This is a genomic window from Bacillus sp. KH172YL63, from assembly GCF_011398925.1.
Taxonomy (GTDB): Bacteria; Bacillota; Bacilli; order Bacillales; family Bacillaceae_B; genus Rossellomorea.
In genome coordinates this window covers 3,563,666-3,585,457 of sequence record NZ_AP022842.1, presented here as the reverse complement: position 1 = coordinate 3,585,457, position 21,792 = coordinate 3,563,666, and the positions used below count along the sequence as shown (strand labels likewise).

The 21,792-nt window shown below is 44.9% G+C and carries 24 protein-coding genes and 2 riboswitches; all 24 genes read left to right on the top strand.

The genetic code is table 11. From position 1 onward, the window contains the following. The first annotated feature begins 236 nt into the window (after positions 1-236). The 24 genes from KH172YL63_RS18405 (at position 237) to KH172YL63_RS18290 (ending at position 21,449) form a co-directional block, all read left to right on the top strand. A complete protein-coding gene (locus KH172YL63_RS18405; RefSeq protein WP_173107456.1) occupies positions 237-1,016 on the top strand; it encodes an SDR family NAD(P)-dependent oxidoreductase in 780 nt (259 codons plus the stop codon). Between the two features lie 30 nt (positions 1,017-1,046). After that, positions 1,047-1,349 (top strand): ArsR/SmtB family transcription factor, encoded by a 303-nt coding sequence (locus tag KH172YL63_RS18400; protein WP_173107455.1) that lies wholly within the window; start codon positions 1,047-1,049, stop codon positions 1,347-1,349. An 88-nt stretch (positions 1,350-1,437) separates the two neighbouring features. Further along, a complete protein-coding gene (locus tag KH172YL63_RS18395) occupies positions 1,438-1,794 on the top strand; it encodes an arsenate reductase family protein (RefSeq protein ID WP_173107454.1) in 357 nt (118 codons plus the stop codon). 117 nt (positions 1,795-1,911) lie between these two features. After that, entirely contained in the window at positions 1,912-2,295 is a 384-nt protein-coding gene (gene gcvH / locus KH172YL63_RS18390; RefSeq protein WP_173107453.1) for a glycine cleavage system protein GcvH, read from the top strand. Between the two features lie 142 nt (positions 2,296-2,437). Beyond that, on the top strand, positions 2,438-2,674 hold the full coding sequence (locus KH172YL63_RS18385; protein WP_173107452.1) for a YusG family protein: 237 nt from the start codon (positions 2,438-2,440) through the stop codon (positions 2,672-2,674). Positions 2,675-2,862: 188 nt separating this feature from the next. After that, complete coding sequence (locus KH172YL63_RS18380; RefSeq protein WP_173107451.1) at positions 2,863-3,219, top strand: toprim domain-containing protein; 357 nt, start codon at positions 2,863-2,865, stop codon at positions 3,217-3,219. 5 nt (positions 3,220-3,224) lie between these two features. After that, a complete protein-coding gene (locus KH172YL63_RS18375; protein WP_173108282.1) occupies positions 3,225-3,539 on the top strand; it encodes a thioredoxin family protein in 315 nt (104 codons plus the stop codon). A 238-nt stretch (positions 3,540-3,777) separates the two neighbouring features. Then, on the top strand, positions 3,778-4,125 hold the full coding sequence (locus KH172YL63_RS18370) for an SCP2 sterol-binding domain-containing protein (protein ID WP_173107450.1): 348 nt from the start codon (positions 3,778-3,780) through the stop codon (positions 4,123-4,125). 112 nt (positions 4,126-4,237) lie between these two features. Further along, positions 4,238-4,343, top strand: a riboswitch (SAM riboswitch). Positions 4,344-4,497: 154 nt separating this feature from the next. After that, positions 4,498-5,520 (top strand): methionine ABC transporter ATP-binding protein, encoded by a 1,023-nt coding sequence (locus KH172YL63_RS18365; protein WP_173107449.1) that lies wholly within the window; start codon positions 4,498-4,500, stop codon positions 5,518-5,520. Continuing rightward, the gene (locus KH172YL63_RS18360) at positions 5,517-6,185 is read left to right on the top strand and encodes a methionine ABC transporter permease (protein WP_173107448.1); all 669 of its coding nucleotides are present in this window, start codon (positions 5,517-5,519) and stop codon (positions 6,183-6,185) included. The genes KH172YL63_RS18365 and KH172YL63_RS18360 overlap by 4 nt, the downstream gene beginning before the upstream one ends. A gap of 15 nt (positions 6,186-6,200) precedes the next feature. Further along, a complete protein-coding gene (locus KH172YL63_RS18355) occupies positions 6,201-7,025 on the top strand; it encodes a MetQ/NlpA family ABC transporter substrate-binding protein (RefSeq protein WP_173107447.1) in 825 nt (274 codons plus the stop codon). 151 nt (positions 7,026-7,176) lie between these two features. Further along, positions 7,177-7,542: a carboxymuconolactone decarboxylase family protein gene (locus KH172YL63_RS18350; protein WP_173107446.1), complete on the top strand. Its 366-nt coding sequence runs from the start codon at positions 7,177-7,179 to the stop codon at positions 7,540-7,542. Between the two features lie 931 nt (positions 7,543-8,473). Then, positions 8,474-9,259 (top strand): Fe-S cluster assembly ATPase SufC, encoded by a 786-nt coding sequence (sufC, locus tag KH172YL63_RS18345; protein WP_173107445.1) that lies wholly within the window; start codon positions 8,474-8,476, stop codon positions 9,257-9,259. Between the two features lie 17 nt (positions 9,260-9,276). Then, positions 9,277-10,587: a Fe-S cluster assembly protein SufD gene (gene sufD / locus KH172YL63_RS18340; protein ID WP_173107444.1), complete on the top strand. Its 1,311-nt coding sequence runs from the start codon at positions 9,277-9,279 to the stop codon at positions 10,585-10,587. Beyond that, entirely contained in the window at positions 10,587-11,816 is a 1,230-nt protein-coding gene (locus KH172YL63_RS18335) for a cysteine desulfurase (protein WP_173107443.1), read from the top strand. The genes sufD and KH172YL63_RS18335 overlap by 1 nt, the downstream gene beginning before the upstream one ends. Continuing rightward, entirely contained in the window at positions 11,806-12,246 is a 441-nt protein-coding gene (gene sufU / locus KH172YL63_RS18330) for a Fe-S cluster assembly sulfur transfer protein SufU (protein ID WP_173107442.1), read from the top strand. The genes KH172YL63_RS18335 and sufU overlap by 11 nt, the downstream gene beginning before the upstream one ends. A 40-nt stretch (positions 12,247-12,286) precedes the next feature. Further along, positions 12,287-13,684, top strand: a complete 1,398-nt coding sequence (gene sufB, locus KH172YL63_RS18325) for a Fe-S cluster assembly protein SufB (RefSeq protein ID WP_173107441.1) — start codon at positions 12,287-12,289, stop codon at positions 13,682-13,684. Between the two features lie 137 nt (positions 13,685-13,821). Beyond that, positions 13,822-14,664, top strand: a complete 843-nt coding sequence (locus tag KH172YL63_RS18320) for a DUF72 domain-containing protein (RefSeq protein ID WP_173107440.1) — start codon at positions 13,822-13,824, stop codon at positions 14,662-14,664. Positions 14,665-14,685: 21 nt separating this feature from the next. Beyond that, the gene (locus KH172YL63_RS18315) at positions 14,686-15,510 is read left to right on the top strand and encodes a sulfite exporter TauE/SafE family protein (RefSeq protein ID WP_173107439.1); all 825 of its coding nucleotides are present in this window, start codon (positions 14,686-14,688) and stop codon (positions 15,508-15,510) included. A gap of 28 nt (positions 15,511-15,538) precedes the next feature. After that, entirely contained in the window at positions 15,539-16,891 is a 1,353-nt protein-coding gene (locus tag KH172YL63_RS18310) for a bifunctional metallophosphatase/5'-nucleotidase (protein WP_173107438.1), read from the top strand. A 56-nt stretch (positions 16,892-16,947) separates the two neighbouring features. Next, a complete protein-coding gene (locus KH172YL63_RS18305; protein WP_173107437.1) occupies positions 16,948-17,250 on the top strand; it encodes a YunC family protein in 303 nt (100 codons plus the stop codon). A 322-nt stretch (positions 17,251-17,572) separates the two neighbouring features. Next, positions 17,573-18,685 (top strand): HD-GYP domain-containing protein, encoded by a 1,113-nt coding sequence (locus KH172YL63_RS18300; protein ID WP_173107436.1) that lies wholly within the window; start codon positions 17,573-17,575, stop codon positions 18,683-18,685. A 58-nt stretch (positions 18,686-18,743) separates the two neighbouring features. Then, entirely contained in the window at positions 18,744-19,508 is a 765-nt protein-coding gene (gene yunB, locus KH172YL63_RS18295) for a sporulation protein YunB (protein ID WP_173107435.1), read from the top strand. Positions 19,509-19,586: 78 nt separating this feature from the next. Continuing rightward, positions 19,587-19,769, top strand: a riboswitch (Lysine riboswitch). A 117-nt stretch (positions 19,770-19,886) separates the two neighbouring features. Beyond that, positions 19,887-21,449, top strand: coding sequence for a Na+/H+ antiporter NhaC family protein (locus KH172YL63_RS18290; RefSeq protein ID WP_173107434.1), 1,563 nt, complete (start codon positions 19,887-19,889; stop codon positions 21,447-21,449). The last annotated feature ends 343 nt before the right edge of the window (positions 21,450-21,792 follow it).

Sequence of the window (21,792 nt, the reverse complement as noted above, 5' to 3'; positions counted from 1 at the left end):
TATTTTGCCTGTTAAAAAAGCAGGATAATTTGTCAGTTAAATAAAACGGATATTTTAACTGTTGAAAAAACAACATAATTTAACAGTCAAACATAAAGAAGATTTCACCTGTTAAACAAAATCAAAAATTCAACTGACAAACACAACAATATAAACGCTATTCATTTGACAACATCCCCCCAATTACATACGATATGTTTAAATGTTTAAACATATCGAAAAAGGTGGTTGTTCTCATGAATAAGACTGTGTTAATTACTGGCGCATCAAGTGGAATCGGACTGCACTTCAGTCATAAGTTCGCCGAATCCGGCCATGACGTGATTCTTGTGGCGAGAAGTGAAGAGAAGCTTGTCTCCCTTTCACAGGAAATGAAGGAAAAGTACGGGGTGAAGGCATACGCATTCCCAGCAGACTTGTCTAAACCTGACGCGGTGAAGGAGCTGTATGATAAACTTCAGTCTCATCAGCTGCAGGTGGATACTCTTATCAACAATGCAGGCTTCGGTTTGTTTGGGGAATTTGAAGACACTGACCTTACGACAGAGGTGGATATGATTTCTGTGAACATCACCGCCCTGACGGCATTGTGCAAACTCATAGGAAAAGATATGGTGAGCCGGAAGCGTGGACAGATCTTGAATGTGGCCTCTACGGCAGCGTTCCAGCCTGGACCTCTGATGGCCGTGTATTATGCCACGAAGGCCTATGTACTGTCTTTTTCAGAAGCATTGGCGAATGAGTGGGCATCACACGGGGTGAAAGTGACGGCGCTCTGTCCGGGGGCAACGGAGACGGGCTTCAGTGATGCAGCAGACCTCCATTCCTCGAAGCTCTTTCAATCCGGGGTCATGAGCGTGGAAGAAGTCGTGGAGGAAGGATACAGGCAAATGATGAACACGAACAAAACGGTGATCGTACCGGGTCTGAAAAATAAAATCCTGACAAGTACCGTCCGGTTTATCCCGCGCAAGCTCGTACCAGCCATCGTCCGTAAAGTTCAAGAACGGGTATAATGGAAACGAAATGGTGGAAGGGAGAAGGTTATGGGGCAAAAAGCTATAGATACATTCCGTGCATGTATCCCGTTATTTCAGGCGCTTAGTGATCCTTATCGACAGGATATCATCCTGCTTCTCGCCGGGCAGGAGCCACTTACGGTGAATCAGATTACCGAAAACCTTACATTATCGCGTCCGGCTGTTTCCCATCATTTGAAAATTTTAAGGGAGCAGCAGTTGGTATCGCTGGAACAGAAGGGCACACAGCGGTTTTATTCCCTGGCATTGAAGGATGCGACCTCTCTTTTGAAAGAGCTGGTTGAAACTGTGGAAGCACAGTGTGAATGAAGGATATATGCGATGATTGGCGAATATTAAGAAGTGAATGTGTTAGGATGGGCAGCCCCTCCAGGCATTAATGAAAGGTGGTGTAATGATGTCGTTGACTTTTTATTCTTATCCGAAATGCGGGACGTGCAGGAAAGCGAAAAAGTGGCTTGAAGATCACAATGTTGAAATGAATGAAATACATATCGTCGAGAATCCTCCCTCAAAGGATGAGCTCAAAAGCTTATATGAAAAAAGCGGACTCCCGCTGAAGAAATTTTTTAATACGAGCGGGAAGAAATACCGTGAACTTGGCTTAAAAGATAAAGTGAATTCGGCAAGCGATGATGAATTGCTGGATATTCTTTCTTCTGACGGAATGCTGATCAAACGTCCACTCACAACAGATGGAAACAAGGTATCAGTAGGATTCAAGGAAGAAACGTTTGCAGAAATGTGGAAGTGAGACAGGCCCGTTCACAGACAAGGGGAAAGTTTCAATATTCACACTTAGTTTTCTTGCTTTTACAGTGAAAAGTGTGTCAATATTAGGTTGTATAACTAGCATTTGGAGGGATAGAGAATGAGTTCACCGAAAGAACTTCGTTTTTCAGAAGAACATGAGTGGGTCAAGGCCGAAGGGGAAAATGTACGCGTAGGAATCACAGCTTTTGCACAGTCTGAGCTGGGCGATATCGTATTTGTTGAGCTTCCTGAAGCGGGAGATGAGATCAAAGCAGGCGAACCATTCGGCAGCGTGGAATCGGTTAAGACTGTTTCTGAACTGTATGCACCTGTATCTGGTAAAGTGGTGGAAGTGAATGAAGAGCTGTCTGACAGCCCTGAGTTCGTGAACGAGTCACCTTACGAAAAGGCATGGATGATCGTTGTTGAACCTTCAGATGCTGGAGAAGTAGACAAGCTTATGACTGCTGAACAGTATGATGAAATGATCAATGAAGGCTAATATTCTTCCTGAACACCTTGAGGATTCCTCAAGGTGTTTTGTTTTTCTTTTGGGGCATGATAGGGATAAACGTTGTTGTCGAATCACCACAGGCAACAGTTTTTATATCGATCCAGCTTCAATATAGAAAGGATGACCCTATATGGCGTTAGAACCGAAACAGGTAGATGTCACGAGCCGCGTGACAGGCCGGTTGAATAACGGAGAAGTCACATTATTTCTTGATGATCAGCCGGTGGGCAAGATGCTATTGTCTCTTGAGGGCTTAACGATGGAACCGAACTTTGAGGCGAAGGAAAATAAGATTTACCAAAGCTACACTGCCACCGAAGGACGGGATGCAAGGTATACAGATTGTGATGAAGGCGGCTGGTGTTAAAAGCCATATGGTGCCGGTTCTCCTTTAGGAGGGGACTGGCATCACTTGTCTATTCCCCATCACATGAGCATGGGGCTTGCGCTTTTTTTTATAAACATGAGAAAATAAAAGTAGAAAGTGGACATCATCTCTTGTTATTTGAATATACTATCCTAATCTTATTTCTGAAAGATAAGGTGATGATCATGATGGAACTTGATGAAAAAGTAATCATTGTGGAAGGTACAACTGACAAGCGAAAAGTAAAGGACATCATTAAAGAACCGATTGAAATCATTTGTACAAATGGAACAATCAGTATAACGAAAATGGACGAACTCATCGATGAGCTGTTTGAAAGGGATGTATATATCCTTGTCGATGCCGATGATGCCGGAGAGAAATTACGAAAGCAGTTCAAGCGTGAATTCCCTGAAGCGGGGCATCTGTACATCGACCGTATGTATAAGGAAGTGGCAGCAGCACCGGAGTACCACCTTGCCTCTGTGCTGATTGGTGCGAATATCGATGTGCATAAAGAATATCTTGGAAAAAGGATGATCTAGTTTTGATTGAGGTTAGCTCTACAGAAGCATTGTGCGATCGGATTGAAGAACATGCATTGGAAGCGGTCTACCTGTACACCCCGATGTGCGGGACGTGCCAGGTTGCAGGCAAAATGATGGAAGTCGTGGAGAAGCTTCCACAATCCTTCCACTTTACGAAAGCCAACTTGAACTACCTGCCCGAATTTGCAAAGAAGCAATCCGTCGAAAGTGTTCCATGCTTGATATTATTTAAAGATGGTACCGAGAAAGAAAGGATTTACGCCTTTCAGTCTGTCCCATTCTTATATGAAAGCCTCAATAAAATTGCCGTTGATTAATGGGGGAGAGACCTTTTCAAGAAGGTCTTTTTTTATTTGCCCAGATTTTCGTTCTACATACGCAGACATATTTCTCGGGAAATGGTGCGAAAGATAGCAGGTTTTGACTGGTTGTAAGCCGGATTCTTATTGTTCGACAAATATGACACTACTGTTCAAAAACTGTCGAGAATGGGTGGCAGGATTTGCTGGCGATAAGTGGAAATCATCTGTATAGACGATTCCTGGGAGGGTATTTATGCGCAAATATTTAGAGGAATTAGTAGATCAGTGTCAGTCCCGCTATCATTTACAATTTTTATTTCCTGATCATCCGTTTATCCTTCAATTTCAGTGCAGGGAAGAAACATATGGCATATCGATTTCAAGCAGGGGATGTACTGTAGAAGAACAGTGTGAAGAAGCGCATTTTATCATTGAAGGCGAGCAAAATCACATCGTCTCTTTATTTTCGGGTGAAGACCGATTATCGCAATTGATCGAAGCAGGAATGCTCTCGGTAAAAGGCGGCTACCGCCCGCTGCTTTTCGTTGAATCGGTCCTTTGGCTCACGCGTTCCAAAATGAAGGAATCCATTGAAGTATAAAAAAATGAAAGAAAAAGAATTGACACACTTCTACAACCGATGATAGAATCTCTCTTGTAGCAAATTTTCAGAGTCTTTAACCAATCATAATAATTAAATAATCGATACTTTACTCTTATTTAGAGAGGTGGAGGGACGTGCCCTATGAAGCCCGGCAACCGTCAATGCAAATTGAAATGGTGCCAATTCACTCAAAGCAGTGCTTTGAAAGATGAGAGAAAGGATAGTCCTATATGATTATGCCTTTCTGCTTATCGCAGGAAGGCATTTTTTATTCGTTACAGGAAAAGCTAGTGATCACTTAGCACTAGGGGTGCACATATAATCCTGATTAAAAAGGTCGTTTTACTTAGAAAGAAGGTGGCAGGCAGCATGATTTCAATTTCTGATGTGAAAAAAATCTATCCATCCAAATCCGGACCGATTTCAGCTGTTGATGGTGTAAACATCAACGTGGCACAAGGTGAAATCTTTGGGGTGATCGGCTACAGCGGAGCGGGTAAAAGTACATTGATCCGTATGCTCAATGGCCTCGAGGTCCCAACGGAAGGAATCGTGGACGTGAATGGGCAGAAGATATCAGAGATAAAAGGAAGGGAACTGCGGGAAGCGAGGCAGTCGATCGGGATGATCTTTCAGCACTTCAATCTTCTATGGTCACGGACTGTATTGGAAAACATCCAGTTTCCTTTGGAAATAGCCGGTGTATCGAAGAAAGACAGGAAGAAAAGGGCCAAAGAATTATTGGAGCTGGTCGGTTTGGAAGGGAGAGGCGATGCGTATCCTTCACAGCTGAGCGGCGGGCAGAAACAGAGGGTCGGGATTGCAAGGTCACTGGCCAATAACCCCAACGTCCTGCTTTGCGATGAAGCGACTTCCGCATTGGATCCCCAAACGACAGATTCAATCCTGGATTTACTCGTGGATATTAATAAGAGGCTGGGGCTGACAATCGTATTGATCACTCATGAAATGCATGTGATCCAAAAGATCTGTCACCGGGTCGCTGTCATGGAACAGGGGAAAGTGGTGGAAATCGGTGATGTTCTCGATGTGTTCCGCAACCCGAAAGAGAATGTGACCAAGCGATTTGTTCAAGAAGTTTCCCAAAGAGAGGAAACGGAAGAAACGGTCGAGCACTTATTGGAACAGTATCCAAACGGAAAGGTGCTGAAATTCACATTCGTCGGTGAATCGACTGAACAACCGCTCATTACTAGCTTAATCAGGAGGTTCGACCTTGACGTCAATATCATCCAGGGCCAGATTTCCCAGACGCAAAAAGGAGCGTACGGCACATTGTTTGTCCACTTGGATGGAGACGGTGAGACGATTCAAGAAGCGGTTGCCTTTGTCGAGCAGCAGTTGGTAAAAGTGGAGGTGCTTGAAGGATGATTGAAAATCTGTTTCCGAATGTAGATTGGGAAAAGATGTGGGAAGCTACCCTTGAAACCCTCTATATGACAGGCATGTCGGTAGTGATTACATTTGTACTAGGCTTGATTCTGGGAATACTTCTCTTTCTCACTTCCAAGGAGAATCTGTGGGAGAATAAGCTCACCTATACGGTGACGAGTGCAGTGGTGAATGTGTTTCGCTCGATTCCCTTCATCATCCTGATCGTATTATTGATTCCTTTCACCAAATTTTTACTCGATACGATCAGGGGGGCAAACGCGGCACTGCCGGCACTGATCATCGGGGCAGCCCCATTCTATGCCCGTATGGTCGAGATTGCACTGCGTGAAGTGAATAAAGGTGTCATCGAAGCAGCAAAAGCAATGGGGGCGAAAACGAGCACGATCATATGGAAAGTCCTCATACCCGAATCACTTCCGGCATTGATATCAGGAATTACGGTTACGGCGATCGCCCTTGTCGGTTACACGGCAATGGCAGGTGTGATCGGGGCTGGAGGTCTCGGTAACCTTGCTTACCTCGATGGATTCCAGCGCAGCAGGGAAGATGTGACATTGGCAGCGACGATCATGATTCTGCTTGTCGTGTTTGCCATTCAAATTCTGGGTGATTTCTTTACAAATAAATTAGACAAACGATAAAGGAGAGAATATCAAATGAAAAAATGGTTAGCAGGAGTTATTGCAGCAACAAGTATTTTTGGACTGGCAGCATGCGGGAGTGATTCAGGATCCGGCGATGGTGATGAAAAAGAATTAGTGGTAGGGGCTTCGAATGTACCCCATGCCGAAATCCTTGAAAAAGTAAAACCGATCCTGGAAGAAGAGGGTATCGACTTACAGATTGAAACGTATCAGGACTATATCCTTCCGAATAAAGACCTGGATAATGGTGATCTGGATGCGAACTATTTCCAAACGACGCCTTACATGGATCTTCAAATGAAGGATAATGACTATGACTTCGTCAATGCTGGTGGCATCCACATCGAGCCAATCGGTGTGTATTCAAAGAAATACAAATCACTTGAAGACCTTCCTGAAGGGGCGACGATCTTGATGAGTAACTCTGTGTCTGACCATGGGCGCATCCTTACACTCCTTGAGAAAAAAGGTCTCATCACGTTAAAGGATGGAGTGGAAAATACACAGGCACAGCTTGAAGATATTAAAGATAACCCACGAAACCTGAAGTTTGATTATGAATACGAAGCGGCACTGCTGCCACAAATGTATGAAAATGAAGAAGGCGACGCAGTCGTAATCAATTCCAACTATGCAATTGATGCAGGATTGAAACCTCTTGAAGATTCCATTGCCATCGAGGACAGCAACTCCCCATATGTAAACGTGATTGCTGTTAATAAAGGCGATGAAAACAAAGAAGAAGTGAAAGCATTGGTAAAAGCACTCCGTTCGAAAGAAATCCAGGAATTTATCAATGAAGAGTGGGACGGCGCGGTAGTCCCGGTATCGGAATAACGAGAAGCAGCGGCTTTCATTTAGCCGGACATAATCCGAACGAATTCTCCTTGAAGTGAATTCGTTCGGATTTCTTTTTGCCCACATATTCAATTCATGACTGGCTCATACTATTTTGGATGAATCATTTTTTGAATTGGAGATGAAAGAGATGCAGATGGAACCGAGAAATACGACAGAAGCAGCACTGCTTGATTATAAAATGGGACTTGGGGTCTTCACTGAAAAGATGCCTGAGCTGGCAGAGCATTACAATACATTCACTGAACACTGTTTCAGGGAAGGTGTGCTTTCCAAAAAAGATAAGCAGTTGATTGCATTGGGCATCAGCCTCTACTCACAGGATGAATACTGTATCATCTATCACACAAAGGGATGTCTCGATCAAGGATGCTCTGAAGAGGAAATCCTTGAAGCAATCGGGGTGACAGCTGCATTCGGTGGCGGAGCAGCCATGAGCCAGGCTGTCACACTCGTCCAGCAATCGATACAGGATTTGAATCAATTGAAGCAATAGTCACGAAAAAAACCAGGACGCTGTTCGATCAGCTTCTGGTTTTTTTATGACTGTTTTCGTAAACATTGTTACCTTAACCGCTTATCTTCTTACCCAAGTGTTCTCAATCCGGTCCCAGGATACCTCGGCTGGAAATCGAAACAATCAGGGCTCACCGCAGAGAGAAGTGTACCCGCCTGAAACTAATAAACATGTATGTAAATTCATAAATTTACACCGACACGCTATTATTTGGCAGTATAATGGCGGAATTTTGTGAAAACTTATAGGTAGACCCCCGGTGACACCAAGGAGAGAAGAATACAAGAAAAAATGGAGAAAAACCGGTTTTGTCTTGTGAACGTGGGGGTAGTATAGTTGTAAAGTAATTAAAAACCTGAAAGGAATGATTCATTATCGACTCTCTTGAGAGTATCTCGTACACAAGTGAAATGGAAAAAGCTATGCATGGAGCCCATGGGATTGGTTATGAGGTGTACAAACGAAAGCATGATGTCAGGATGCAAGTAGAGAAGAAAAGAGAGCAGGACTATAAGGAAAGCCGCAGAATGATTGCTGCATTTGATCGTAAAGTGCATGCTAATATATAATAAGGAAGAAAAGAGAAACCAGTGTAGCAGATGCACTGGTTTTTTTAATGAATCGGTATTCGTGTGTTAAAGTGAATGGGTTCGGTCTTTCAGGAAGACGAAGAATATGCCCCCCTGAAGTCTGCACAGGCGATAAATATTGGTTTGACGTCACGCTACATTTTTCCGCCGGTTTAGGCGGACAATAGAAGAGGCAGCTCATCTCAGATTAGCACGATATGGATATCCTGAAAAAGTTGATAATAGCTTTTATTTGTTATAAGATTGTAATGAGAATAAATTGAGAATGATTAAAGAATTGTATTCTTAAATTCATTATAAAGTCACGGAGGTATATACACATGGCAGGTTCTACTTTAACAATTAAAGATCTTCATGTTGAGATTGAAGGAAAGGAAATCCTGAAAGGGGTTAACCTTGAAATTAAAGGTGGAGAAATCCACGCAGTAATGGGTCCGAATGGTACAGGTAAATCAACTTTATCTTCTGCGATCATGGGTCACCCGAAGTATGAAGTGACAAAAGGAAGCATCACGTTTGACGGGGAAGATGTTCTGGAAATGGAAGTAGACGAGCGTGCACGCGTAGGTCTATTCCTTGCAATGCAATATCCAAGTGAAATCAGCGGTGTAACGAACGCAGACTTCTTACGTTCTGCTGTCAACAGCCGTCGTGAGGAAGGCGATGAAATTTCACTTATGAAATTCATCCGTAAAATGGATGCTGAGATGGAATATTTAGAAATGGATCCGGATATGGCTCAACGTTATTTAAACGAAGGGTTCTCTGGCGGAGAGAAAAAACGTAACGAAATCCTTCAATTAATGATGATCGAACCAAAAATCGCGATTCTTGATGAAATCGATTCAGGTCTTGATATCGATGCTCTTAAAGTTGTTTCCAAAGGGATCAACAAAATGCGCGGTGAAGATTTCGGATGCTTGATCATCACTCACTATCAGCGCCTTCTTAACTACATCACACCTGACCACGTTCACGTTATGATGCAGGGACGCATTGTGAAATCAGGCGGCGAAGAATTAGCGCAGCGCCTTGAAGCAGAAGGATATGACTGGATCAAAGAAGAATTGGGAATCAAAGACGAAACTGTCGGCCAAGAAGCGTAAGTGTTAGGGGGATGAAAATGACTGTTGAAACGAAACTACCAGTAGATCACGATTATGTCAGCTCCTACTCGAAACAACTTGGAGAGCCGGAATGGTTAACAACCCTTCGTACAGATGCCTTTAATAAAGTAAAGGATCTTAGCCTTCCAGTTGCTGATAAAACGAAAATCACAAATTGGAATTTTACTCAATTCCAAAAACATACGGTTGATAGTGATGCGTTTTCATCATTGAGTGAGCTGCCAGAAGAAGCAAAAGCATTAGTCGATTTAGAAGATACAGATCAAAGTCTTTATATCCAGCGGAATAACACACCTGCTTTTCTTTCTCTTTCAAATGAATTGAAAGACAAAGGTGTTATTTTCACGGATATCCTGACAGCGGTGAAAGAGCACAGTGAACTTGTTCAAAAGTATTTCATGACTGAAGGCGTGAAAGTTGATGAGCATAAGCTTACAGCTCTTCATGCGGCACTGATGAATGGAGGAGCATTCCTTTACATTCCGAAAAACGTTGAATTGTCTAAGCCGATTCAAGCGGTATATGTACATGACAATGCTGAAGTTGCTATGTTCAACCACGTATTGGTTGTAGCTGAAGACAACAGTTCAGTCACATATGTTGAAAACTATATCTCTACAACGGATGTAGAAGACGGCGTGTACAATATCGTAACGGAAGTGTTGGCGAAGGATAATGCGAAAGTGGCATACGGTGCTGTGGATAACCTGGCAAGCGGATTGACGACATATGTAAACCGTCGCGGGATTGCTGCAAGAGATGCGCGCATCGAATGGGCTTTAGGATTGATGAACGACGGGGACACTGTGTCTGAAAACGTCACGAACCTGATGGGCGACGGCTCATATGGCGATACGAAAACAGTTGTCGTAGGTCGCGGCAAGCAAAAGCAAAACTTCACGACAAAAGTCGTTCACTTCGGTAAAAACTCTGAAGGTTACATCTTGAAGCATGGCGTCATGAAAGACGAAGCGTCATCCATCTTTAACGGTATCGGCAAGATCGAACACGGAGCTTCCAAGTCAAACGCAGAGCAAGAGTCACGCGTATTGATGCTCAGTGAAAAAGCCCGTGGAGATGCGAATCCGATCCTTCTGATCGATGAAGATGATGTAACGGCAGGACACGCAGCTTCTGTTGGACGCGTTGATCCACTGCAGCTTTACTATCTGATGAGCCGCGGTATCCCGCAGCATGAAGCAGAGCGTCTTGTGATTCACGGATTCCTTGCACCGGTTGTGAAACAGCTTCCGATCGAAGGAGTCAAAAAACAACTGGTTGAGGTTATTGAAAGGAAAGTAAACTAATGGATGTCAGAGAGATTCGTAAACAATTTCCGATTCTCGACCAGGAAGTAAACGGCCATCCACTTGTTTATCTAGACAGTGCCGCAACCTCACAAAAGCCAGTATCCGTTATTGAAGCGATGAATGATTATTATCGTGGATACAACTCAAACGTCCACCGTGGTGTCCACACTCTTGGTACAAGGGCGACAGACGGTTATGAAGGCGCACGGGAAAAGGTGCGTAATTTTATAAACGCTTCTTCCACCCAAGAGGTGATTTTCACCCGTGGGACGACGACAGCAATCAATACGGTTGCAGCCAGTTTCGGCCGCGCAAACCTGTCAGAGGGAGACGAAATTGTGATCACGCACATGGAGCATCACAGTAACATCATTCCCTGGCAGCAAGTGGCCAAAGAAACAGGTGCAACGTTAAAATATGTCCCTCTTCAGGAAGACGGGACGATCACGATGGAGGATGCGAGAGCTACCATTACATCCAACACAAAAATCGTGTCCATCATGATGGTTTCAAACGTACTCGGTACGATGAACCCAATCAAGGAAATCACCAAGGTCGCTCATGAAAATGGCGCGGTCATGGTTGTGGACGGAGCTCAGGCAGCTCCCCATATGAAAGTGGACGTACAGGACCTGGACTGTGATTTCTTCGCATTCTCCGGTCATAAAATGGTCGGTCCTACAGGGATCGGCGTGCTCTACGGTAAGAAAAAGCATCTGAACAACATGGAACCGGTCGAATTCGGCGGGGAAATGATCGACTTTGTCGGTCTTCAGGAGTCTACATGGAAAGAGCTTCCGTGGAAATTTGAAGGCGGTACGCCAATCATTGCAGGTGCCATCGGTCTCGGTGCAGCGATCGACTTCCTGGAGCAGGTCGGACTTCATCATATCGAGGAGCATGAACATAAGCTTGCGGCTTATGCCCTCAACAAGATGAACGAAATTGAAGGCATGACCATTTATGGACCTAAAGATCCGGGACAGCGTGCAGGGCTTGTCACATTCAACATTGATGACGTCCATCCCCATGATGTGGCAACGGTGCTTGACGCGGAAGGGATTGCCGTCCGTGCAGGTCATCACTGTGCACAACCGCTCATGAAATGGCTGAACGTTTCTGCAACAGCAAGGGCAAGCTTCTATCTGTATAATACGGAGGAAGATATTGATAAGCTGGTTGCAGGCCTGGTGAAGACAAAGGAGTTTTTCAGCGATGTCTTTTAATAATTTAGATCAGTTATATCGACAAGTCATCATGGATCATTACAAAAACCCCCGCAACAAAGGTTCGTTGGAAGATGGCAGCTTTACCATCGACATGAACAACCCGACTTGCGGTGACCGTATCCACTTGACGTTGAAAGTGGAAGACGGTGTCGTCACTGATGCGAAGTTTGACGGGGAAGGCTGCTCGATCTCCATGGCTTCCGCTTCGATGATGACGCAGGCCGTCAAGGGGAAAGAGGTTGAAAAAGCCCTTAAGCTTTCCAAAATCTTCTCTGATATGATGCAGGGTAATGAGTATGATGAAGATGTAGATTTAGGAGATATAGAAGCATTACAAGGAGTCGCTAAATTCCCGGCACGCATCAAATGTGCGACATTGGCCTGGAAAGCGATGGAAAAAGGAGTGGCAGAGGAAGAGCAGGAATAGTGCTCTCCTCTTGACCCTACCAAAGAATGGAGGAACCAACATGGCTAAGAAAGCGCCTGAGATCGGAGATTATAAATACGGTTTTAGTGATAAAGACGTATCGATTTTCCGTTCTAAACGTGGTTTAACGCGAGAAATCGTAGAAGAAATTTCCCGTATGAAAGATGAGCCTAAGTGGATGCTTGATTTCCGTTTGAAGTCACTTGAGCATTTCTATAATATGTCTATGCCTCAATGGGGCGGAGACATGCAGGAACTGAACTTTGATGAAATCACATATTATGTGAAGCCTTCAGAAAAGTCAGAGCGCAGCTGGGATGAAGTACCTGAAGAAATCAAGCAGACGTTTGATAAATTAGGTATTCCTGAAGCTGAACAAAAATATCTTGCAGGGGTTTCTGCTCAGTATGAGTCAGAGGTTGTTTACCACAACATGCAAGAAGATCTTGAAGAGATGGGTATCGTATTCAAAGATACAGATTCTGCTCTGAAAGAAAATGAAGAACTGTTCCGCGAGCACTGGGCAAAGGTTATTCCTCCAACGGATAACAAATTTGCTGCCCTTAACTCAGCTGTGTGGTCAGGTGGATCATTCATCTATGTGCCTAAAGGCATAAAAGTGGACACACCGCTGCAAGCTTACTTCCGTATCAACTCAGAAAACATGGGTCAGTTCGAGCGTACGTTGATCATCGTTGACGAAGGCGCGAGCGTACACTATGTTGAAGGTTGTACGGCACCTGTATACACAACGAATTCACTTCACTCTGCAGTCGTGGAAATCATCATCAAGAAGGACGCGTACTGCCGTTACACGACGATTCAGAACTGGGCGAACAACGTGTTCAATCTGGTGACGAAGCGTGCGGTATGTGAAGCGAACGCGACGATGGAATGGGTTGACGGAAACATCGGTTCGAAATTGACGATGAAATATCCGGCAGTCATCCTGAAAGGTGAAGGCGCCCGCGGTATGACGTTATCGATTGCACTTGCAGGAAAAGGTCAGCACCAGGATGCCGGAGCGAAAATGATTCACCTTGCACCGAATACATCATCTACGATCGTATCTAAATCCATCTCCAAACATGGTGGTAAAGTAACGTATCGTGGAATTGTACACTTCGGCCGCAAAGCGGAAGGTGCACGCTCAAACATCGAGTGTGACACGCTGATCATGGATAATCAGTCCACTTCCGATACGATTCCTTACAACGAAATCCTTAACGATAACATCTCGTTAGAGCACGAAGCGAAGGTTTCTAAAGTATCTGAAGAACAATTATTCTATCTGATGAGCCGTGGTATCTCTGAGGAAGAAGCAACTGAAATGATCGTAATGGGCTTCATCGAGCCATTCACGAAAGAACTTCCAATGGAATACGCAGTTGAAATGAACCGTCTGATCAAATTTGAGATGGAAGGTTCAATCGGTTAATTCATATGATCAACTCCCTCGATTTGTATCGAGGGAGTTTTTTCTATTTAAATGCACCAGCGCTCAATCCCAGCGAAAGAATTTCCAATTCCCGTATGATAAAATGGACATGTTCATAATAAAGAAGGTGAATGCGGATGATATACATAGGTGTGACAGGTTGGGGAGACCATGATTCTCTTTATGAGCATGTATCGCCCAGGGATAAATTAAAAGAATACGGCGCTCATTTTCCAATCGTGGAGGTGGACACGACATTCTATGCGGTCCAGCCTATTCGGAATGCTGAAAAATGGGTAAGGGAAACGCCGGAGGATTTCAAATTCATCGTGAAGGCATACCAAGGGATGACGGGGCATCAGCGGGGAGACATTCCGTTTGAAACGAGGGAAGGGATGTTCAACGCGTTCAGGGAATCCCTCGCTCCCTATACGGAAGCCGGAAAACTGGCGATGGTGCTCCTTCAATTCCCGCCGTGGTATGAGTGTAAGAAGGAAAATGTCGATTATATCCGGTATTGCCGGGAGCAGCTGAAGGGATATCCGCTTGCGCTCGAGTTTCGGCATCAAAGCTGGTACAAGCCTCAGTTCAGGGATAAAACGCTGGCTTTTATGAAAGAGGAAGGATGGATCCACAGTATTTGTGATGAACCGCAGGCAGGGGAAGGATCGGTGCCCCGGGTTCTCGAGGCGACAGACAAGCATGCGACCTTGATCCGTTTCCATGGCAGGAATCTGTATGGATGGAACAAGCCGAACGGGGAAGACTGGCGGGAGGTCCGCTATTTGTATCGCTACAACACTGCAGAGCTTGAAGAATGGATCCCTCATATCCATAAGCTTCATGAACAGTCCAAGGATATCTATATCTTATTTAATAATAATTCCGGCGGCGACGCGGCCGATAATGCCAAAGAACTCATTGACTTACTGGGGATCGATTATGAAGGACTCGCACCGAAACAACTGGATTTATTTTAACTGACAGGAGATGAACGGAGCATGGAATGGATTGTACTAGTATCCATTGGGTTACTGGCAGGGGCGATCGGGTCCCTGGTCGGTCTGGGGGGCGGTGTGATCATCGTCCCTGCATTGATTTACTTCGGGACATACACCACCTTGATCGATGGGATGAATCCGCAGACAGCTGTGGGTACCTCCCTTGTCATAATGATCTTTACAGGGCTGTCGTCGACACTTGCCTATTTAAAGCATAAGACCGTTGATTATAAAAGTGGATTGATCTTCTTTGCAGGAAGCGGACCCGGGTCCATACTTGGGGCATGGGTGAACAAAGGATTGAATATGGAAAGCTTCAACCTCTATTTCGGGATTTTTATGATTCTGATCGCCATTGTCCTGATGGTCCGCAATAAATTAAAACCAATCGAGAAATTCAAGGATGCCTCCTTCCAAAGGGAATTCACCGACCCGGCAGGAGAGACGTTCAGGTATGGTTATCCACCCCTTTTGGGTGCGCTGATCGCATTTGCGGTAGGATTCACTTCAGGCCTCTTCGGCATCGGGGGCGGATCCCTGATGGTGCCTGCGATGATCTTGATTTTCTTATTCCCTCCCCATGTGGCGATTGCGACATCGATGTTCATGATCTTTCTGTCTGCGCTGGTCAGTTCAGGAGCACATGTCATGTTTGGGAATGTGAAATGGCTCTATGCCCTGGCTCTTATTCCTGGGGCATGGATCGGTGCGAAGTTCGGGGCCTATTTAAATACAAAGCTTGAATCCCAGTCGTTGGTCAGCGTCTTGCGTATTATACTGATATTATTGGGTGTACGGTTGATTTATCAAGGTATAACAGGATAATATACCTCCAATAGGAGTGAATAGAGAGATGAGAGAAACCATTCATATATACCATACAAATGATTTGCACAGTCATTTTGAACACTGGCCGAGAATCAGGGAATTTTTGAAATCGAGGAAGAAGTGGCACCACAGTGAAGGAGAACCGGTTTATGTATTCGACATCGGCGATCATGTAGACCGTTCTCATCCGTTAACGGAAGCGACGCTTGGAAAAGGGAACGTCGCGTTACTGAATGAGGTGGGATTCGATGCTGTCACAATCGGAAACAACGAAGGAATCACACTTGATTATCACGAGTTGGACCATCTGTATGACGATGCAGCATTTCCAGTCATCGTCGGGAATCTGTTGGACCGTTCGTCGCAGCTTCCCCAATGGGTGAAAAAGCATCATACGTTCCAGACTCAAAGCGGTATGAGAATAGGGGTACTGGGGTTGACCGCCTTTTTTAAACCCTTTTATGAAGCCCTTGGCTGGCATATCACCTCTCCGATGGAAGAACTGGGGGGATTGATTGAAGAGATTGCCTCAGATGTGGATATGATCGTCCTTCTCTCTCATTTAGGGATACGGGATGACGAGCTGATTGCCGAGCGCTGGCCGGAGATAGACGTCATTCTTGGTGCACACACACATCATGTGCTTCATCAAGGGAAAGAAATCCAGGGGACGATGCTTGGTGCTGCAGGGAAATACGGGCACTATGTCGGTCATATGATGATCGAGATTGATGGTGAGAGGAAACAGATCACGTCTAAGAAAGCACAGCTCTATGGCCATCAAGAACTTCCTTGTGTTGAAGAAGAGAAAGGGGAAGCGTGCAGTTGGGTGAAAGAAGGAGAAGGGTTACTGAATGAGGAAGTGGCCAAGCTTACGGCCCCGGTCTCTACAGACTGGTTTCAGCCTTCTTCCCTCCCACAGCTGTTGAGCGATGCCCTTCAGGAATGGTGTGAAGCCGATTGTGCTTTTCTAAATTCCGGTCTCCTGTTGGAAGGGCTGAAAGAAGGAAGCGTCACGAAGCAGGATCTGCATCGCATCCTTCCCCATCCAATCAACCCTTGTGTCATTCACATCAAAGGATCGGAGCTGAAGGAAATCATCAGGCAGACGTGGAATGAAGACTGGCCGCACCTGCAAGTGAAAGGCCTTGGCTTCAGGGGAACAGTGATGGGGAGCTTTGTATACAGCAAGATCTCCTGGGAGGGACATGATTTCCTGATTGACAGCAAACCGCTTAAACAAGAGAAGGTGTACAAGCTTGCATTGCCGGATATGTTCACATTCGGTCATTTCTTTCCGGATATCAAGAGACTGGAAAAGAAGTACTTCATGCCGGAATTTCTGCGGGATGTCCTCCAGTGGAAATTAAAGCAGTAAAGGAATCACCGTTTCATCTTTCACGTCATACATATGAGTGAAAGGAGCGATGTGACATGATGAATGTATCTCCCATTACAATAGAGGGACATACCTTTACTGCAATTTCAGTAGAACTGCCGAAAACCAATCTCCTCGTCGTGACGAGTGAAAAAGGATATATTATGTGTGGCGCACTGGATGTAGCGCTGCTTAATGAAAAGCTCAAGGACAGGGGAATCATAGCAGGCAGGGCGGTCGGTGTAAAAAGCATCGATCAGCTTCTCGACGCCCCCCTCGAATCGATTACCCATGAAGCGGCCAACCGGGGCATCCACCCTGGCATGATCGGTCGGGATGCCCTGCTGAAAATGATATAATGCGACATTGAACCAGCTGAGTAATGGACAGCTGGTTTTATTATGAAATCAAACTGTACCAGGCGGTGGAGTGAAACCCTTTTTCGGTAAAAGATTTATACGTTGCCAACTAGTAAATATGCAAAGGGATGTTGAAAAGGTGTTGGAATTCCTGAATCAAATGAAGGGAAACACCTGGAGAACTGCAGGGTTTTTACCTGTTTGTACAATATTCTTTCATGAATAAAAAACGAAAATCATCTTGCAAGCTTACTTGAATCATTTATAATGGAGATACTAGGAATATTTGTCGAAATATGAAAGAAAAGCATGGGAGAAATCAATGAGGCTAATATCTACGAGGGCTCTTAAGCCCGGCATGGTTCTGGCTACAACGGTATATAATGTAAAGGGACAGGCATTGTTGCATGATAATGTTCCGATCACTGAACGCATGATTTATAGATTGCAGGAGATCGGCATTCAGTATGTCTATATTGAAGACTACCTTTCCAGCGGGATCCATGTAAAAGGGACCGTTTCAGGCAAGGTCAGGCAGGTCGCTGTTCAACATATCGAGAAAGCCTTTAACCAATTGAGCTCATCGAAACAACAGCCCAATCTGCTTGTCATCGAGGATAGCGCAAGACAGCTGAAGCAAGTAATCGATGTAGTTCTATCCGAAGTAAAAGCAAACAATGATCTCCTTACGATTTTGACAGATGTCTTTGAATATGATTCTTATATTTTCCATCATTCATTTAATGTAACACTCTATACACTTTCAATCGGACTTGAATTGAAACTGCCTCCCAAGCAGCTGGAGCAGCTGGGGGTGGGGGCAATTCTTCATGATATCGGGAAGATGCTTGTACCGGAAGAGATCCTTCTAAAGCCGGGCAGGCTTTCAGAGGCGGAATTCAATGAGATCAAAAAGCATGCTGAGCACGGCTTTGAAATCCTGCGGAAACTTTATTCGGTGCCTTTGATCATCGCCCACTGTGCCTATCAGCATCATGAAAGGCTCGACGGCACCGGGTACCCGCGGGGGATCAAAGGGGAAGAAATCCATCCCTTTGCAAAGATCATCGCCGTCGCTGATGTGTTCGACGCCATGACGTCTAACCGCATATACAAAAAAGCCATGCTTCCCCATGAAGCCCTGGAGATATTGTATGCAGGATCCGGAACCCTGTTTGATGCAAACGTGATCGAAGCGTTCAGGTCTTCGGTTGCAATCTATCCAACCGGGATGATCGTAGAATTGAGTGACGGCCGCAAGGGAATCGTAACCGATCAGAACAAAGGGGTCACAGACCGTCCGGTGGTCCGCATCATCGAAGAAAATGGGGAAGAGCTGCAAACTCCGTACCCGATGGACTTAAGTGCCGAATTAGACAAGGTGATCACAGGTTTTGATCCGGAGTATGAACCCCAATCGCTTAAAATTAAATAAATATTTGCGTTAAACCCCTCTTACAGTGCATACAAATAGCTTGTAAGGGGGGATTTTTTTGTCAAAGTTCAAAACGTACAAACCCCGAAGAGGAGGTCCGCTGCCTTTTCGATATGTCATGATCATAACCTTTCTGTTCTTCATGATTTCGACCGGATTTGGATTGTGGATCATTAATAAAGGGTTGAAGCCGACGCTTCTTGCATATGCCGAAACACAAACGAGCAGGATCGGGACACTTGTGATCAATAAAGCGATCAATAAGAAGATTGCCGATGTCCTCGATATTGCAGATATAACGGAAGAAGTAAAAAACTCGGAAGGTGATATCGTTTCGTTTAAATATAATACCCAGACCATTAACCGTGTGCAGGCGGAGATTACAAATCTGGTACAGCAAAACCTTCAGGAAGCAGAAGAAGGCAATATTGAGAACCTCGAATTCATCACCGAGGTTGAAATCGATAAAGAAAAGTCAGAAGCATCGAAGGGCATCACCTATTCGGTCCCCCTAGGGCAGGCGACGAATAACGTCCTTCTCGGGAATCTTGGTCCGAAGATACCGATCCAGTTCCATTCCATCGGTGACGTCCGTTCCGATGTGAAAACGACCGTGGAGCAGTTTGGGATCAACAATGCCGTCGTAAAGGTGTTTGTGGAGCTTGAAGTGAATGTGCAGATCATCATTCCTTTTGCGACGAAAACGGAAACGATCAAGCAGGATATCCTTGTTGCGATGGGGACAGTCCATCTGGATGTGCCGCAATTTTATAATAACGGAGGCGGGGATGCAGGACCTTCAATAGAAATACCTACAAATTAGTTTGAAAAAATAAGTTGTCAAAAGAAAGAGAGTTTGTTATATTAATAAAGAAAATTTTATAACACCACATCATCAGTCCGATGGGGTAGAGGCGCAGGGTTCAAGAGTAATCTGTTTGAGGATGACAACGTTGAGAACAGACAAAAGGGAACTTATGCCGAAGTAAATAGACTTGTCGCAAGTATATTTGCTGGGGTTATCTTGAAGAAGGATAACACTGTCATTATAGGGTAATCTCTATAATGGGGAGCTACAGATCGTGATGGAGCACATACATTACTAACAAAGGTAATGATAGTTACTCTATCGTTGCCTTTTTTTATTATCCTCTGTCATGCTACGCTGGTTCCCCCCTATCAACTTTAGGAGGAGGACACAATGGAAAACACGATTTACTCACTTTTACCACCCCTTTTAGCCATTCTTATGGTTATTCTCACAAGACGGGTACTACTCTCACTGGGAGTTGGCATCGTCGCTTCTGCTTTCTTATTGGCAGATTTCTCACTTACCAAAACATTCAGCTTTATGTGGGACGCCTTTAAAGGCATCTTTGTCTCAGATGGGGAATTGAACACCTGGAATGTATATATTATTTTCTTCTTGCTTATCCTTGGTGTGATCACTGCATTTGTGAACATTTCCGGAGGCAGCCGCGCATTTGGTGAATGGGCGATGAAACGGGTCAAGACAAGAAAGGGCGCACAGCTTTTGGCTGCGGTTTTAGGTATCATAATTTTCATCGATGACTATTTTAATGCCCTTGCAGTCGGACAGGTTTCAAGACCGATTACGGACCGCCACAAAATTTCACGTGCAAAGCTTGCTTATATCATTGACTCGACATCTGCACCGATCTGTGTCGTATCACCGATTTCAAGTTGGGGAGCGTACATCATCGGAATCATCGGTTCGATCCTTGCAGCACACAGCATTACCGAGTACACGGCATTCTCGGCGTTCATCCAGATGATCCCGATGAACCTGTATGTCTGGGCCGCTATCCTGCTCGTCGTGATGGTTGCCTATAAAGGCCTGGACTTTGGGAAAATGAAAGAACACGAAGTGAGGGCACTTGAAACGGGCGCTCTTTATGATCCTGAAAAAGAAATTCCGGGAGAATTGAAAAACGATCTTCCTGTCAGTACAAAAGGAACGGTCGGCGATCTTGTCTGGCCTATCGTAGCGCTTGTGGTCGGGACAGTATCCATGATGCTGTGGACTGGTTATGAAGCGGTCGGAGCCTTTGATTTACTGCCGATTTTTGAAAATACAGATGTAACGAAATCATTATTGTACGGTGGATTATTCGGCATGTTTGTTGCCCTGGTATTCTTCCTCCGTCAAGTGATGATGAAGGGAATCGAGACACGTGCCGTTGGTACAGCTGTCGTTGAAGGCATCAAGTCGATGCTGCCAGCCGTGTACATCCTGATCTTCGCCTGGACGATTGTCACACTGATCGATCAGCTGCAGACAGGTACGTATCTTGCCGGACTCGTTGAAACATCCAACCTGCCGATGCAGGCACTGCCTGTCATCTTATTCCTTGTAGCAGGCATCATGGCATTCTCCACCGGTACATCTTGGGGATCATTCGGGATCCTGCTTCCGATTGCCGGAGAAATCGCTGCTGCAACAGACGTCAGCATTTTACTGCCTGCAATGGCTGCTGTCCTTGCGGGATCTGTACTTGGTGACCACTGCTCACCGATTTCTGATACAACAATCCTCTCTTCTACAGGAGCGGGGAGCAATCACATCGATCACGTGATCACTCAGCTGCCATATGCCATCATCGGCGCTGTAGTCGCTTCAATCGGATACCTCGTATTAGGATTCACGGGAAGCACCCTGCTAGGACTCGCCGTGGTGATCATCCTGATCGTCGCATTCGCCTTGCTGTTTGGAGAAAAAGCCAAACCGGCACCAGCTGAATAAACTGACTTGAAAACCGGGAGCATTATGCTCCTGGTTTTTTTATTGCCTCTATTCGCAAAGTTGTTGTAATTTTAATACAACAATGATAATGAAAATATCCTTTTTATTTGACTCTTTTTGCATTGTTTATCGTTATTAATAGAGGTTAATGCGAGCCTACGGTAATTTGCGACTGCGGAATAAAAAATTGTCATAGCTATGAATCAAGGGTAATGTACTTGAATTGCGTTGATCACTACTATTCAGAAGATAAATAAGCAGTAAATCCAGTGAATTTATGGTTTTTATCTTCGATGGTTGATAGGAGCGGAAGATGCTCGACTCCTGCGGGAACTGATGGACA

Coding starts and splice junctions, on each gene's coding strand:
- KH172YL63_RS18365 (WP_173107449.1), top strand. CDS start 4,498: ATGATTTCAATTTCTGATGTGAAAAAAATCTATCCATCCAAATCCGGA.
- KH172YL63_RS18370 (WP_173107450.1), top strand. CDS start 3,778: ATGCGCAAATATTTAGAGGAATTAGTAGATCAGTGTCAGTCCCGCTAT.
- sufB (WP_173107441.1), top strand. CDS start 12,287: ATGGCTAAGAAAGCGCCTGAGATCGGAGATTATAAATACGGTTTTAGT.
- sufC (WP_173107445.1), top strand. CDS start 8,474: ATGGCAGGTTCTACTTTAACAATTAAAGATCTTCATGTTGAGATTGAA.
- KH172YL63_RS18360 (WP_173107448.1), top strand. CDS start 5,517: ATGATTGAAAATCTGTTTCCGAATGTAGATTGGGAAAAGATGTGGGAA.
- KH172YL63_RS18385 (WP_173107452.1), top strand. CDS start 2,438: ATGGCGTTAGAACCGAAACAGGTAGATGTCACGAGCCGCGTGACAGGC.
- KH172YL63_RS18320 (WP_173107440.1), top strand. CDS start 13,822: ATGATATACATAGGTGTGACAGGTTGGGGAGACCATGATTCTCTTTAT.
- KH172YL63_RS18395 (WP_173107454.1), top strand. CDS start 1,438: ATGTCGTTGACTTTTTATTCTTATCCGAAATGCGGGACGTGCAGGAAA.
- KH172YL63_RS18335 (WP_173107443.1), top strand. CDS start 10,587: ATGGATGTCAGAGAGATTCGTAAACAATTTCCGATTCTCGACCAGGAA.
- KH172YL63_RS18355 (WP_173107447.1), top strand. CDS start 6,201: ATGAAAAAATGGTTAGCAGGAGTTATTGCAGCAACAAGTATTTTTGGA.
- KH172YL63_RS18300 (WP_173107436.1), top strand. CDS start 17,573: ATGAGGCTAATATCTACGAGGGCTCTTAAGCCCGGCATGGTTCTGGCT.
- sufU (WP_173107442.1), top strand. CDS start 11,806: ATGTCTTTTAATAATTTAGATCAGTTATATCGACAAGTCATCATGGAT.
- KH172YL63_RS18290 (WP_173107434.1), top strand. CDS start 19,887: ATGGAAAACACGATTTACTCACTTTTACCACCCCTTTTAGCCATTCTT.
- KH172YL63_RS18315 (WP_173107439.1), top strand. CDS start 14,686: ATGGAATGGATTGTACTAGTATCCATTGGGTTACTGGCAGGGGCGATC.
- KH172YL63_RS18380 (WP_173107451.1), top strand. CDS start 2,863: ATGGAACTTGATGAAAAAGTAATCATTGTGGAAGGTACAACTGACAAG.
- gcvH (WP_173107453.1), top strand. CDS start 1,912: ATGAGTTCACCGAAAGAACTTCGTTTTTCAGAAGAACATGAGTGGGTC.
- KH172YL63_RS18310 (WP_173107438.1), top strand. CDS start 15,539: ATGAGAGAAACCATTCATATATACCATACAAATGATTTGCACAGTCAT.
- KH172YL63_RS18405 (WP_173107456.1), top strand. CDS start 237: ATGAATAAGACTGTGTTAATTACTGGCGCATCAAGTGGAATCGGACTG.
- KH172YL63_RS18305 (WP_173107437.1), top strand. CDS start 16,948: ATGATGAATGTATCTCCCATTACAATAGAGGGACATACCTTTACTGCA.
- sufD (WP_173107444.1), top strand. CDS start 9,277: ATGACTGTTGAAACGAAACTACCAGTAGATCACGATTATGTCAGCTCC.
- KH172YL63_RS18350 (WP_173107446.1), top strand. CDS start 7,177: ATGCAGATGGAACCGAGAAATACGACAGAAGCAGCACTGCTTGATTAT.
- KH172YL63_RS18400 (WP_173107455.1), top strand. CDS start 1,047: ATGGGGCAAAAAGCTATAGATACATTCCGTGCATGTATCCCGTTATTT.